General features: G+C 53.7%; 17 protein-coding genes. All 17 read right to left on the bottom strand.

The features are described 5' to 3' along the window. Nucleotide 1: 1 nt before the first annotated feature. The gene (locus RID21_RS22665) at nt 2–433 is read right to left on the bottom strand and encodes an NUDIX domain-containing protein (RefSeq protein ID WP_350192856.1); all 432 of its coding nucleotides are present in this window, start codon (nt 431–433) and stop codon (nt 2–4) included. Nucleotides 434–499: 66 nt separating this feature from the next. Continuing rightward, nucleotides 500–793, bottom strand: coding sequence for a hypothetical protein (locus tag RID21_RS22660; RefSeq protein ID WP_145181050.1), 294 nt, complete (start codon nt 791–793; stop codon nt 500–502). A gap of 92 nt (nt 794–885) precedes the next feature. Further along, nucleotides 886–1344 (bottom strand): NUDIX hydrolase, encoded by a 459-nt coding sequence (locus RID21_RS22655; RefSeq protein WP_145181049.1) that lies wholly within the window; start codon nt 1342–1344, stop codon nt 886–888. Between the two features lie 17 nt (nt 1345–1361). Continuing rightward, complete coding sequence (locus RID21_RS22650; RefSeq protein ID WP_350192854.1) at nt 1362–2156, bottom strand: DUF2314 domain-containing protein; 795 nt, start codon at nt 2154–2156, stop codon at nt 1362–1364. A gap of 459 nt (nt 2157–2615) precedes the next feature. Next, nucleotides 2616–3011, bottom strand: coding sequence for a hypothetical protein (locus RID21_RS22645; RefSeq protein ID WP_350192852.1), 396 nt, complete (start codon nt 3009–3011; stop codon nt 2616–2618). Between the two features lie 39 nt (nt 3012–3050). Next, complete coding sequence (locus RID21_RS22640; protein WP_350192850.1) at nt 3051–3785, bottom strand: alpha/beta hydrolase; 735 nt, start codon at nt 3783–3785, stop codon at nt 3051–3053. 200 nt (nt 3786–3985) lie between these two features. Continuing rightward, nucleotides 3986–4360, bottom strand: coding sequence for a hypothetical protein (locus RID21_RS22635; RefSeq protein WP_350192848.1), 375 nt, complete (start codon nt 4358–4360; stop codon nt 3986–3988). A gap of 358 nt (nt 4361–4718) precedes the next feature. After that, on the bottom strand, nt 4719–5447 hold the full coding sequence (locus RID21_RS22630) for a DUF4261 domain-containing protein (protein ID WP_350192846.1): 729 nt from the start codon (nt 5445–5447) through the stop codon (nt 4719–4721). 85 nt (nt 5448–5532) lie between these two features. Continuing rightward, complete coding sequence (locus RID21_RS22625) at nt 5533–6249, bottom strand: dual specificity protein phosphatase family protein (protein ID WP_350192844.1); 717 nt, start codon at nt 6247–6249, stop codon at nt 5533–5535. 45 nt (nt 6250–6294) lie between these two features. Then, entirely contained in the window at nt 6295–6978 is a 684-nt protein-coding gene (locus tag RID21_RS22620) for a class I SAM-dependent methyltransferase (protein WP_350192842.1), read from the bottom strand. 38 nt (nt 6979–7016) lie between these two features. Then, on the bottom strand, nt 7017–7556 hold the full coding sequence (locus RID21_RS22615; protein WP_350192840.1) for a hypothetical protein: 540 nt from the start codon (nt 7554–7556) through the stop codon (nt 7017–7019). A gap of 70 nt (nt 7557–7626) precedes the next feature. Continuing rightward, a complete protein-coding gene (locus RID21_RS22610) occupies nt 7627–7977 on the bottom strand; it encodes a hypothetical protein (RefSeq protein WP_350192838.1) in 351 nt (116 codons plus the stop codon). Further along, on the bottom strand, nt 7974–8501 hold the full coding sequence (locus RID21_RS22605) for a DUF5662 family protein (protein WP_350192836.1): 528 nt from the start codon (nt 8499–8501) through the stop codon (nt 7974–7976). Before RID21_RS22605 ends, RID21_RS22610 begins: the two co-directional genes overlap by 4 nt. A gap of 260 nt (nt 8502–8761) precedes the next feature. Beyond that, nucleotides 8762–8998: a hypothetical protein gene (locus tag RID21_RS22600; protein ID WP_350192834.1), complete on the bottom strand. Its 237-nt coding sequence runs from the start codon at nt 8996–8998 to the stop codon at nt 8762–8764. A 27-nt stretch (nt 8999–9025) separates the two neighbouring features. Next, a complete protein-coding gene (locus tag RID21_RS22595) occupies nt 9026–9670 on the bottom strand; it encodes a macro domain-containing protein (RefSeq protein WP_350192832.1) in 645 nt (214 codons plus the stop codon). 386 nt (nt 9671–10056) lie between these two features. Continuing rightward, nucleotides 10057–11289, bottom strand: a complete 1233-nt coding sequence (locus tag RID21_RS22590; protein ID WP_350192830.1) for a HesB/IscA family protein — start codon at nt 11287–11289, stop codon at nt 10057–10059. Nucleotides 11290–11351: 62 nt separating this feature from the next. After that, the gene (locus RID21_RS22585) at nt 11352–12860 is read right to left on the bottom strand and encodes a glutamate synthase subunit beta (RefSeq protein ID WP_350192828.1); all 1509 of its coding nucleotides are present in this window, start codon (nt 12858–12860) and stop codon (nt 11352–11354) included. Between the last annotated feature and the right edge of the window lie 91 nt (nt 12861–12951).

Below are 12951 nucleotides of genomic sequence, written 5' to 3'. Positions count from 1 at the left end.
CTTAGCTGCTTCGCACCTGTTCCAGGTACCAGCCGTCCGCACCGTGCAGTTTGATCTCCCCCTCCAGCGGGAGCCAGTACAACTCAAACAGAATCGGTTGCCGGCTGCCGTCTCCGGGCGTCTGTTCCCAATGCCGCCAGCGATCTGTCCGCTCCCCAGCATACTGCACATGGTAATACCATGCATCAATTATTTCCCGTTTTCCGAACGGTTTCAGATCAATGGTCTGGCGGGCGATCAGCTGAGGTGTGGAAAACGCATCCAGCCCTGTCTCTTCCCGGGCTTCGCGCAGCGCCGCCGCGGCTGGATCTTCACCCGGCTCGATGGTGCCTCCCGGAATCTGCGTTCCCGCCTCCGGCACCGCAACATGATCGAATACCAGCAGTGCGTCTTCACAGGTGATATACGTAAACACGCGATCGCGGTAATTCATTTTTCACACACAGTTGAAATATAAGTGAAACCAGAAGCGTGCCATTTCATTGGATTGCTGAATCAATTAAAGGAATGATTCAAAAGCTTCTCCTGAAATAAACGCATCCAACATCTCTCTTTGCTCATTACTAACGAGTGCCTGTGGTGTAAAACCATTTTCGTCTGGATCTGCTAACAGAAAATCCCTGGCCCGTTCCGCTGCTTGACTGAGGGCTGATTTTTCAGCACTCGTCATTTCGTTGAAGTACAGGCTGAGTGATTCTTGCAGCTGAACTGCATAGTCCGGCGCAATTTGGTCTTCGTCCCCAAACATCATGAGCCAGATATATTCAAACGTCATATCCGCCAGTGTTTTCATGCGCTGTCCCTGTTTTCCCCACCTGATGCATTTATCAAACGATGCTGCAGTCAGAATCTAATGAAAGCGGAATCATTCGCGATCCGTCACTTTCATTGGTTTTCCCTGTGCACAATCAACTCCAGTTCAGTGCGCGGCTCCAGAATTCGCGGGATCACAAAATCCGGTTTAAGCGTCAGGCCAGAGATTTTAGACAGCGGACACCATTCAAAGACTTCGAGTTCGTTCTCTTCTGTCCCCGCCAGTTCCTCGCCGTGCCAGGCGACTTCGTAATAGGTGCTCAGTTCGTGAAAGTTCCGTCCTTCCAGTTCGAAGAAATTCTCCGCCGCGATTACCGGACGCAGTACTTCAAACCCCGGACCAATCTCTTCGGTCAGCTCCCGATGCATGGCGGTCAGCGAATCTTCATTCGTCTTGATCCGTCCCCCCGGCAGATACCACCACTGCCGATCCACGGGCCGACACAACAGCACCTCATCCTCCCGACGCACAATCGCCGCCACCCGCAGATTCACGCGGTAGTTATTCAAATCCAGTGTAATATCGGTCATAGTAACTTATTTCTGACTCACTTCTCCAGCAGTTTCATCACATGTCGCCAGCCAAAGCGTTTGGCCAGCGTGAATGGTGTATCGCCTTCGGGGGTTTTTAACGTCGGGTCGGCACCTGCTTCCAGCAGAATTTTGACGACCACACCATTGCCGGCCAGCGCTTCCCGGTGCAGCATCGTCCAGCCTTCGTCATCGGTTTCATACACCATCTCTTTGGATTGCTGCAAGGCTTCCCGCAGAGAATCTCCCATGTTGATGCACATCGGATGTTCCAGCATATTCAACTTCCGCTCTTCCGGGTCGATCACCGGCTTCTTTCCCAGCAGTCGTCCCAGAAAACCGACCGGCTCGGTGGGCACATACACCACCTCGATCTCATCGGGCTCGCTGAACTCCATGCCCCACGCCTTGTCGTGTGCCCGTCGCTGACTGGCAGGCAACCGCGAACGGATCAGGTTGACGGTAAACCCGCCATAAGCCCGCCCCCGGATGGAATAGATCCAGTCCGAAAGTGCTGACAGCGGTTCGCAGATCGGATCCCCGGCTTTGACACTGGTCACCCACTCGGGGTCATTATTCAACGTCCCCATGATCTCGCGACCATTACACTCCACATCACTCACCCACATGTGTTCCAGCTCGGGATCATCGGGCGACATCCCCTCATCGGCGAATCCTACTTTCACCGCCGCGAAATCCAGCGCGGGTAAGATCCGCCGCCGTTCCCACGAAAGCTCCCGCCAGAAATACTTGAATGTCTTCCGCGCCTGCTGACTCGCAGCCAGCATCTCCGGATCATCGCCTTTGCTCATTGCAATTCTGTCTTCAAGCCCCATCGCAGATCACCCTCGCTTTTTCTGATTCGGGAACAGCGAAATCAACATGTGCCGCCAGTCATGAAACCAATCCTGACACGATTTCACCGTCAAAGCAAGAAAATCTCCTGAAAACCGGCTGACCACGAAACAACCCAACACTCTAGGGGTAGCCCCGAATGCAATTTGGGGTGAGCGCAGCGAACAGGAAACTGTCAGAGAATATGTGCTGGTAGAAACAGACATCGCTGCAGGGAAATCCGTAGGGGCGGCGCCTGCGTGCCCGCCCGCCTGGCGACATTCTGAACTGAAGCAGACATCTGTTGGACCCAGACACCACTTTCGAACGTCTCCACCCACACGACATCGATACCGCGGGCCGCCACACAGGGCGGCCCCTACAATGATCGATACTCAGAGCAACTGATCACAATACACGAGATCCACAGAATTCCCTCACATGAACTTCGTGCCCGGTTCACGTTCCGAACTCAGCAGCGAGGTAAACGCGTACGGATTCTCCAGCTCCAGCCGCCGTGCCAGTCGAAATCCCTGAGGAATAATCCAGAAGGGCGTGTCCTCTGAAAACGGCACCATCGCATCAGAGAGATTATAAAACGTCTTCGCGCAACATTCTTCAAACGTGTACTGCGCTTCTCCCAGCAGATCACCACTGCGTTCTGCAGACTGTGTCTTTTCGCGAATCCGGCGATGCAGTTCATGCCCCCGGCACCAGCTCTCGGAATCGCGACTCATCAGATACAGCTCTCCCAGCGTACCTCTATCCTCACAATGCCGCAGAAAAAAAGCGAGCATCTCTTCCAGGCAGCGGGCTGTTTTATCTCGACTCATATTGATCCAGCGACGGTTTCAGTGATTCGGCCTCCAATTTCAGGAAATCCCCTGCGAATGTACGCCGTTATCCACCTGCTGCGCCGCCAGCAACCAGCAGAGCGCCGCAGGCAACTCGGCCCGCCAGGGTGCAATCGCATGCCCCCCCTTGTACTGCTGATACTGCACCGTGGCCCCCTGATCCTGAAACTGGGCTGCTGCCCATTCCACGCCTTCGATCTGCGAAATTTCCTGGTACAGGCCTGACGGGGGATGTGTCACCTCGGTCTCGGTCTCCTGATCCCCCACGCTCAACCAGAACCGCGCATGATTCACAGGCAGCTCCAGTTCCTGCTGCGCGAGCCACCAGAACGAACCCGACTGGCACAATACCTGGCTGAACAGCCCGGGATACTGAAACGCGACATGCGCCGCAGCCAGACCGCTCAGACTCAGACCACAGATGAGGTTCCCCTCAGCCCGCGCATGGGAACGGGCACATACCCAGGGAACGACTTCCTCCGCGAGAAATTGTGCATAACGCGGGTTCCACAGATAATCCCGCTGGCGATCTTCACTGCTGACATGCGAAACGAACGCCAGCGTCAGGGGTGGAATCTGCCCTCCCGCCATCAACTTACTGATCAGCGGCAGACAGTCCATATCGCGGAGATAATGTTCGGCGTCCAGAAACAGACAGAGTGGATGCACGCTGTCCCGCGGTCCCGGCACCAGCCAGAGGTTTCGGGAATAATCACCAGCAGCGGAAGTCATGACCTGAGGCGCAGGAGTCACGGTACTGCTCTTTCAACGGGATCCGCTTCACACCAACCTGCCTGTTACAAAAACGACAGAGCGGCTGAAGCACGGGCGGATAACTGTCTGATTATCATGACAGAACTTCCCGGATTTGCAATAGTATTTGGCACCAGCCACGAGGCACTCAGACAGGCTGGCGACTGTCACGGCTCAGCAGTCAGGTCACTTCAGAACCGTTACCGGCGATAAGTGGCCACCCACTTCCCATCCGCATGAAAGACAATTTCATTCGCTTTCACATTCACTCCCACCGACTTCGCCCTGGAGTCGATAAACGCAATCTGCTGCCGATCCACATTCAGTCGATCGGGGGTCACCTCAATGTTGAACCCCGCGGTTTTGATGGTCGCCGTATCACCAGAGTAAGTAGCATCTAATTTCCAGCTGTCAGACTGCGCGGTCACCGAACGCCCACTGGCCAGGGTGCCGCTACTCATTCCACCAGCGGTCGCCAGCATCACTGCCCCACCCACGGCCAGTGCCATCAGCAGTAAGCCCGCAAAGATTCTGATCCGTTTCAACCAGGAACTGGTTCCAGCCTGCTCTGTCATAGCGTCCCTTAAATGTGAACAAATTTATGGATTCAAATCGTACCCACCCGCCAGGCCGGGGTCAATCAGATTCCAGACTCAATCCCCCCTGCCGGATCTGCTCCGCCTTCACAACCGAACCAACCCGGCAGACTAACCATAACCCGTTTGATCATCGAGAGATAAACGGTCTGCAACTCATTCTAAACCTCGCAGATGAGAATCAGCGCAGTCTGGACCGCCAGCTATTCGATCTGACATCGATTTTATTGGACAAATTCCAATGAAATTAGAATACGAAGAGCTTCCACGTCAAAGCGAAAATCCAGGGAACCGCGGGCGAGGTCTGACAGCTGAAATCAGCAACTGTTTTCCAGTCTCAGGCCGGGAGGTCCAGTGGCTCCAGCAGATATCTGCCGAATGGATTAGCAAAGCATTCTTCGTCCGCATTGATCCAGTCATCTTTTCGGGAGATGCGATAATAAGGCGCGTCTGCACTCGTCGAAAACGTATGCCCCTCTTCAAACACAGGCGACTCGCACATCTGGTAGTGATTGAACTCGGTCAACAGGAAAGCGGCCTCACGATTCTCCACACTCGCAGGCACCGCTGCATCGGGCAGACCAAAGATGTGCATGCCGGTGCTGTAAAAATGCGTCTCACATCCCACCAGCATCACATGCGACTGCAGCAGGTCCAGCGTATCTTCAGCAAAGTTCTTCGCCCGCCAGTCAGCCGCTGAATGGGCGACTCCCGAATTTTCGAATTTGACACCCAGCCCGCCACAATCCAGGCAGACATTGATCAAGGCATGCAGCCGGTCCAACTCATTCAGCCCCGCATTGGGCCAGATCAGGTACAGCACACACTGATGCGTATCCAGCGTCGCGATATCTTCACCGCTGATGCTGCCCTGCCCTCCCAGTTGAAAGGCGACCGAGATCTGATCATCATGCTCACCAAATTCACAATGCGCCGAGAATTTATGTTCGACCGACATCAAAATGGAACCGGCATAAAGGTACTTGCCCCCGGTCTCATTCATGACCAGCGGCAGCAGTTCCTCCGGCCCTTTAATTGACATCGGAATACAGACGATGGTATCCACCGCTTGACTCCTCTCTGATTAAACTCCTCTGCCCGGCTGCCTCGCGCTAAGACAGATACTCAGCCGGAATATTTACTCTGCGAGTTCAATCATCGTCACTCCGAGACCCGTCTGCAACCGGTAACGGTGCCGCGGTTTCCAGCCCTTCATAAAAAGTCTGTAACACGCGACGCTGCGCTGCACTCAAGCGCACCAGGGGTCTCTGGCTCTGAATAAAACGCAGCGATTCTTCCACACTCCCACACTGCCGGGTATATAACAGCAGCGCTGCAGTAAACAGCCCCGTCCGACCATGCCCCTCAGCGCAGTGGATCAGAACAGGTCCCTGCAACGCTGCGACCTGGGGAATCCATTCAGATAACGCAGCGACCGCCGGTGCTTCTCGGTCCAGAACAGGGAAGCAGTGATAGCCGCGCAAACGCTGCGCCCGTGGTTCACTCTGCTCGCACGTGAGATCAATCACGTGCACAATCTCCGCCGGAAGCTCATGAGACAACAGACGCCGACTGACAAACAGATTTTCCGTCAACTGATTCAAAGGTGGTTCCGGTCTCAACAGCCGCGTCCCATGCCAGACCCCGTTCAGATACAGCAGGTAGGGAAACAACAGACACCGATTGAACAACGGCACCAGTCCATCCTGCGATTTATTAAAGACCCGTGGTCCCAGTCCCAGGTACCCCGCAGCCACCAGCGCAAAGCTGAACGCAGGCCAGAGCAGCAGCCACCGCAGCCCCTGGTGCATCCCGGCAGCCAGCACCAGCAGCACCGCAATCAGCAGCAGTAGAAAACCGATTCTCATACAGGGCAACTTGAAACAGTAAGATTGTCGGGCGGGTTCTCAGTATTAAGGAACCGAAACCACCAGCATTTCGTTTCCCTGTTTCTGAAACTCGTAAGGCACACGCCTGATCTGCACATCATAACCCTCCGCGGACAGTTGTGCCACGACCGGTTCTCGATACCGGGACGGCCTCGCCCCCAGTTCCAGCAACGGAAACACACGCACCTCGCGGGCCACTCTGCATAACTCCCTGAGGGAAGCCAGATGAAACTCGAGGGAAAAGTGCGCGCTGTACAGAAACAGAAAGTGCGAGCAGACTGCCAGATCAAAGGCAGCCTCCTCAAACGGCAACACAGGCAGCGCCGCCTCCCGGTAGCGTCCCTGCGCCTCCCCCGCCGGATAGTCGACCAGAAACTCCTGCATCGCAGCTCTGCGGATCTCTCCCAGTTCTTTGACCGAGCGAATCTGTTCCCAGACAAACTCACCCGCGTTCTCCTGCGTCTGCTGCAATACGGTCTCGAACGTCTCGTCAATCCGCTGACAGATCTCCCCGGCAGAGAAACCATACAACGGATCCACCGAGACCACCGCGCCCCCCTGCCGCGTCAGCGTCGCATTAAAACTGGCCGGCCCGTCCCCGCAGCCCAGAATTCGCTGCGCAAGCTCCACTTCGCCCAGGTCAAACATCGCCCGATATTCCTCAAACGAACGCCCCCAGGGAACCACCTGCTCCAGAGTAAATGCCATAAATCTTTCGTATCTATTTAAATATCAGCAGGAGCCAGCTATTTAATCCGCGTCCACTCCTGCAGCTTGTCATCTTTACTTCGGGGATAATGAATCGTATCAGGTCCGATGAAGAGTGCATCACCTTCGAATAACTCACACAGATCGCAACATTCCAGGATTACTTTTTCGACGGCAGCTTTAGGGGAACGGCTATTGAGCACAGCTTCTCCATAACAGAGAATTTCCAGCGATGTACTCGACGGAGCGTCGTTTTCCTCTATAACAAGTTTGAATTTAAAGGTATTCCCTGCGATCTTCTTCTCATAGTCGACACAAAACAGAACGATCTGATCTTCGCGAAATCGTCTTTCATACTCCTCAGGCGAATATTCCTGTACTTGATCAGCTTGAACGACAACACATGACCAGAGATGCTGATGGTAGTCGCAACGCACTGCTGCCTCATCGATTTTTGACACCCCTGCTGCAATTCGGTTCGGAGCAATGGAAGTCACGTACCCTTCAAAGAATGACATGCCATCCTTCAGTTCATCAATTACCCACTCTAAATCCGGCCAGAGTTTTTCAAAGTCCATCGAAGTAAAATTCCTCACACCGCAACGAGTCAGGTTTCGATCCCGTCAAACACAGCTGAATCACACAAACTCATGCCGAGGTCTCCCAGGCATAACGGATATAAGTTCCTCGCTCCTCGATCAGAATTTCCTGTTCATACCATTCGCAGGCAAGCGGGATTGCAGAAGCATTGCTCTCAGGAATAATTCCGGCATAACTTTGCAGATAAATGCGAACCGCGTCTGCATACTCAAAGTCCTGAAATGCAATCGGTTGAGCAGGAAACGGTGACTCACGCGGCTCGAATGCTCCTGATTCAATCGTCGCCTGAAAAAAGGCCTCCCAGCCAGGAAACTGTTTTGCGTTCGCAATCGCGATCACCAGAAATTCTTCCGAACTGGATGACTCAAATTCATACGGATCCAGGCTCAGAATCTTCATGGTCTCTGGTCCTCGCATCGCAGCCGGTCCAGTTGTTCGATCACCTCAAACACAAACCGCGTCTTCTCATCATTAAATGCGACCCGCTCACCGATGGTCTTCATGGCCCAGCCCCGGGCACTGCCGCCGTCCTGACCGAACTCCTCTGACATCGCCGTCCAGTCACAGACCATCTCGATCAGATCCACGTCGGTCATCTCATTCGGATCGGCGTGGAATTCCGGATGATGCCGGTTGTGGCTCACATGATGCCGCACCGCCGCCTGCGTGCGGGCTTCCATTCCCTCCGGATAAGTAAACGGAATGTTCCGCCATCGGCAGCGATGATATTCGGTCAGCCAGATATAAGGCACCCGTTCCGCGTCTTCGAACTTGGAAGCATCATGCACTTCACCCCGCGCCAGCAGTTCCTCTCCGCACGCCCACTCCGACGCCAGCAGCGCCAGATTCCGCCGCACCCGCTCAATATGCGCCCGCGTCCGGCGTTCATAGAAAGTCACCATCTCCGGCGTCGGCTCTTGCAATGCTCACTCCATTCTGACAATTTTCCAGCTTCCCGAAAGCAGATTCCGTTTAAGTTCACATACGATGATAGTGGCTGACTCACATCCAACCAACAGGAAGATGAAAAAAATGGGTGAGCCCGAATGCAATTCGGGCCGAGCGCAGCGAGCAGGAAACTGACAGGGTTGTTCTCAATCTTTAGAGATAATTCACTCATCTATAATCACGACAAACGTTTTTCAATGTGCCTGGGGACCAATCACCATCAGAATCGAAAGATCTATTTGCGCAACAGATGCCTCTGCAGATCAGGGTCGACCATTCTTTTACCATCCTTATCAAACCCCCAGACATTACTCAGCACGCGTAATTCAAGCAGAGCATCCTGATCATGGGTCTGATTCAAAAGCGGCTTATTGATCCTGCGATGCCGTCGGTTCGCCAGCATCTTATCTTCTTTTTCCGATCTGGCTGTGGTGATCGGCATAAAAGGAGACTTTTTTCTGGAACGGCTCATTGATCACACCTCTTTCAGCGGACGAAGTCACTTCCCCAGTAACCGGTCATGCCGCTTGCGGATCTGTGACGTACTCTTGGGAAACTCAAATCGCCCCAGTACGACGTCCTCGATCGCTGCACGCACCTGCTTCGCACATCGCACCGGGTCCATCCTGCCCACGCCGGTTCCCAGTCCAGGGATCGAAATCGTTTTGACCTGCTCACGCACCGGCTGTCCTGCATTGTCGCCCGCGGGAATCAACCCTTTTCGAATCAATAGAAAGATCGCCCGTGCCGCCAGATAAGCATTGATCGTCGAGTCCACCGGCAGCGGCACTCGCATCGTGGGAGCAGCAATCAGCCAGGGGATCTCTGCATCACCGGTCTCCACCAGCGTCGCAGCCCCTACCAGTAGTTCCCCGGCATGGTCGGTGCGAATCTGTGCCTGCACCCGATCCTGGAGTTGTGTTCCAAAGCGTTCCAGGTAGAGCCGATCAATGCCGCCATCCATAAAACCGAAACTGTTCGCCGGACTCACAATCGCATCCGCTGCGACATCAAAGATCGAACCATGCTGCACCTCCACAAACGGCAGATCACCACACCACCGCTGCCAGGCCGCGTACAGCCGCTCATCAATGGCAGACAAACGAATCTGCAGTCGAAAGGAATTAGGCACAGGTAAATTCATGAATAAAATTCCTCAAGGTGCAGGGGAGGCTCCATGTGTCCCTCCGCCTGGCGACAATCTTTCTGGTGTAACCTCCCCTGGCAATTCAAAAGCGCGTCCCCACCATGAGCGGCAAGGCGCTACCGCCGGTAAAAAGGTCAACGCTGACATCAGAAACCGCTACCTAACGCCATTCCGCTCACATTCCCGGGTGAGCCCGAATGCAATTCGGGCCGAGCGCAGCGCGCAGGAAACTGACAGAATACCCGTCGTGAGAAATGAACCACCACTGCCAGGCGGATAATTGAGAGTAGACAACTGGCAGACTGGCAAGATTGACGATAAATCACCACGACTGCAGAGATGACACAAAAACAGAGGCGACGTTCAGGGTATACTGAAACAGTTCAATCGCTTTTTAACGGTTTCATAAACTCCTTGAACCGTTCTTTAGAGAATTGATCAGGCATGGAGATAAAGCCCTCCTCTTTTGATCCTGCAGGACCTTCAAATCTTGTTTTTTCTCGCGACCAGGCAAATTTTGCCCGTTCTTCCCAACCATCTTCAACAGGCGCTTCGATTATCAGATCCATTGTTCCAGCAGGATTCTCGACCAACTTCCATCGCCAGGTCGATTCCTCTTTAAAAGGACGTACATCAAAGACCAGACGGTGTAAGGTTGACCTCTTCGTGCTTAATGCAATCACACTAACTGATGTCGCCTCGGTCACAGCCTTGTTTGTAGAATCATCTGAATGGTAACTCATACTACTTTCACTGACAATTTCTGGAACACCGTCACCGTTCACATCTATAAATTGATCAGTTTCATCAATATAGTCTGTATAGGAATAGAAGACATTTCGACCGTTTTCATCAACCAGATGCACGCCACCTTCCTGCTTTCCAGGAGCCCCTGTAAAGACAACGGCAACGTTTTCCCCACTTGATAATTGATAGCGATCAACACGTCCGACTGTAGCAGGATATGAGATTGCCTGTTCCGGTTGATTGAATTTCCACCAGAGATTCAGAGCTTCAAATGCCTGCTGACGCTGATCCGTAAACAGGTCGGCAGCAGCTAGCTTTGGATCAATCTGCTTCGCTTGTGCTTCTTCTATTGGACGACGGCGCTCTTCTTCTTCCTTTAACTTCTTGTACTCGTCGAGCACAGCGATATCAGCGTCAGGATTGATAAATTCAAAGCCACCTTCATCCTTCTTATAATCGATGGTAGCCTTTTGCAGAAAGACGGCATCATCCTGAGCCACCACAATTGGAATCTTGTCGATAACAGTTAAAATCCCTGTCGTCTCTTCAGATGGTTCCATGAAGGACATCGAATAATTGAATCCCTGACAATTAACCACAGGGATGACCGAAACCTCAAGCACACTACCAGGAGCAGTCTGCTTTAGAAGTTGCTGCATTTTCTTTGCGCAACGTGGAGTGAACTTGAGGGTAACTTCCGAAGTCGAATCTGCGACAGGAGTCTCACTTTTCAGAGAATCACTTTTCGTAGTTAGTTCGGCTTTCGAAGAAGGAGCAGAAGATGGTGCCGTTGAACGTTCACACCCGAGCTGCAGAAGCATCCCGAAGACTGCTATCAGTGAATAAATTACGACAGGCCGTACATTCATACTGACACCTCAATTCATCGGGGCTTCTGCTAATTCAAATTCAACCGTTTTTAAAACCGAAATTACGGCAGTTCGGTCGCTCCCATCAGGTAACGGTCACACTCACGGGCAGCGCCGCGGCCTTCGTTGATCGCCCAGACGATCAGGCTCTGACCACGTCGGCAGTCGCCGGCAGCGAAGACGCCGTCGATGTTCGTCGTGTACTGCTCATGCTCGGCTTTGAAGTTCGAACGGGCGTCGGTTTCCAGGCTCAGCTGCTCGCTGATGATATGCTCGGGGCCTAAGAACCCGAGTGCCAGGAAGACCAGATCGCATTCGAGCTCCTGTTCCGAACCGGGAACCACGCTGAATGGAGGGCCGTTCTCGACCGGCTTGGACCAGTCGACTTCGCAGATCTTGATCGCTTTCAGATTGCCTTTGCCGTCGCCCACGAATTCGAGGGTCGACATCTGGAACATCCGCGGATCTTTACCGAACGCGGCAGCTGCTTCTTCGTGACCGTAGTCCACGCGGAAGATCTTCGGCCACTGAGGCCAGGGGTTGTTCGCAGCCCGCTCCATCGGAGGCTGAGGCACGATTTCCAGGTTGATCAGGCTTTCGCAGTTCTGACGCATCGCGGTACCCAGGCAGTCGTTACCGGTATCACCACCGCCGATCACGACAACTTTCTTGCCTTCAGCGTTGATGAAACCCTCAACCGGCGAGTTCTCGTAATGCTTGCTTTCCAGACCGGACTCCAGCAGGCTCTTCGTGTTCTTCGACAGGTATTCCATCGCGAAGTGCACACCCTTCAGATCACGTCCCGGAATGGGCAGATCGCGGGGCTTGGTCGCACCGGTGCAGAGCACGACGGCGTCGAAATCGTTCATCAGCTGATCCGCGGTGATGTCCACGCCAATTGAAGTGTTGGTGATGAATTCCACCCCTTCGTCAGCCAGCAGATCGACACGTCGCTGTACGATCCACTTCTCCAGCTTCATGTTGGGAATGCCGTACATCAACAGACCACCAATGCGGTCGTCGCGTTCGTAAACGGTTACGCTGTGACCGGCGGTATTCAGCTGCGCGGCGGCAGCCAGTCCGGCAGGACCGGAACCGACGACAGCGACTTTCTTGCCGGTACGTGTTTTAGGAGGACTCGGCTGGACCCAACCCTGATCGAAAGCGTGGTCGATGATTGAGTTCTCAATGTTCTTGATCGTTACTGGAGGTTCGTGAATCCCCAGTACGCAGGCCCCTTCACAAGGTGCGGGACAGACACGACCGGTGAATTCCGGGAAGTTGTTTGTCTTGTGCAGACTGTCGAGTGCATCCTGCCAGCGACCGTTGTAGATGTGGTCGTTCCACTCGGGGATCAGGTTGTTAATCGGACAACCCGAGGCCATGCCTGCCAGAGTTTTCCCGGTGTGGCAGAAGGGAATCCCACAGTCCATGCAGCGAGCGCCCTGGTTGCTGAGCTCTTCATCGGTCAGATGATCGTGGAACTCATTCCAGTCCAGAATCCGCAGTTCCGGTTTTTTGTCGGCACCCAGTTCTCGTGCAAATTCCATGAAGCCGGTTGGCTTACCCATAGTTCTATCTCACTCTAAAAATGTGTTAGCTCTTATACAGAAGAAGCAATATGCTCCTGGGAAGGCGTTCCTGTCACGCGGTTCAGACGCG

The sequence above is a fragment of the Gimesia sp. genome (genome assembly GCF_040219335.1).
GTDB lineage: Bacteria > Planctomycetota > Planctomycetia > Planctomycetales > Planctomycetaceae > Gimesia.
Note: the sequence above shows the minus strand (reverse complement) of the source record. Positions and strands in the feature narration are given on the sequence as shown.

Bases quoted from the DNA above. Each gene is read 5' to 3' on its own strand.
- RID21_RS22590 (WP_350192830.1), bottom strand. From the start codon at position 11,289: ATGAATGTACGGCCTGTCGTAATTTATTCACTGATAGCAGTCTTCGGG.
- RID21_RS22625 (WP_350192844.1), bottom strand. From the start codon at position 6,249: ATGAGAATCGGTTTTCTACTGCTGCTGATTGCGGTGCTGCTGGTGCTG.
- RID21_RS22635 (WP_350192848.1), bottom strand. From the start codon at position 4,360: ATGACAGAGCAGGCTGGAACCAGTTCCTGGTTGAAACGGATCAGAATC.
- RID21_RS22660 (WP_145181050.1), bottom strand. From the start codon at position 793: ATGAAAACACTGGCGGATATGACGTTTGAATATATCTGGCTCATGATG.
- RID21_RS22585 (WP_350192828.1), bottom strand. From the start codon at position 12,860: ATGGGTAAGCCAACCGGCTTCATGGAATTTGCACGAGAACTGGGTGCC.
- RID21_RS22610 (WP_350192838.1), bottom strand. From the start codon at position 7,977: ATGAAGATTCTGAGCCTGGATCCGTATGAATTTGAGTCATCCAGTTCG.
- RID21_RS22665 (WP_350192856.1), bottom strand. From the start codon at position 433: ATGAATTACCGCGATCGCGTGTTTACGTATATCACCTGTGAAGACGCA.
- RID21_RS22615 (WP_350192840.1), bottom strand. From the start codon at position 7,556: ATGGACTTTGAAAAACTCTGGCCGGATTTAGAGTGGGTAATTGATGAA.
- RID21_RS22650 (WP_350192854.1), bottom strand. From the start codon at position 2,156: ATGAGCAAAGGCGATGATCCGGAGATGCTGGCTGCGAGTCAGCAGGCG.
- RID21_RS22655 (WP_145181049.1), bottom strand. From the start codon at position 1,344: ATGACCGATATTACACTGGATTTGAATAACTACCGCGTGAATCTGCGG.
- RID21_RS22645 (WP_350192852.1), bottom strand. From the start codon at position 3,011: ATGAGTCGAGATAAAACAGCCCGCTGCCTGGAAGAGATGCTCGCTTTT.
- RID21_RS22600 (WP_350192834.1), bottom strand. From the start codon at position 8,998: ATGAGCCGTTCCAGAAAAAAGTCTCCTTTTATGCCGATCACCACAGCC.
- RID21_RS22595 (WP_350192832.1), bottom strand. From the start codon at position 9,670: ATGAATTTACCTGTGCCTAATTCCTTTCGACTGCAGATTCGTTTGTCT.
- RID21_RS22620 (WP_350192842.1), bottom strand. From the start codon at position 6,978: ATGGCATTTACTCTGGAGCAGGTGGTTCCCTGGGGGCGTTCGTTTGAG.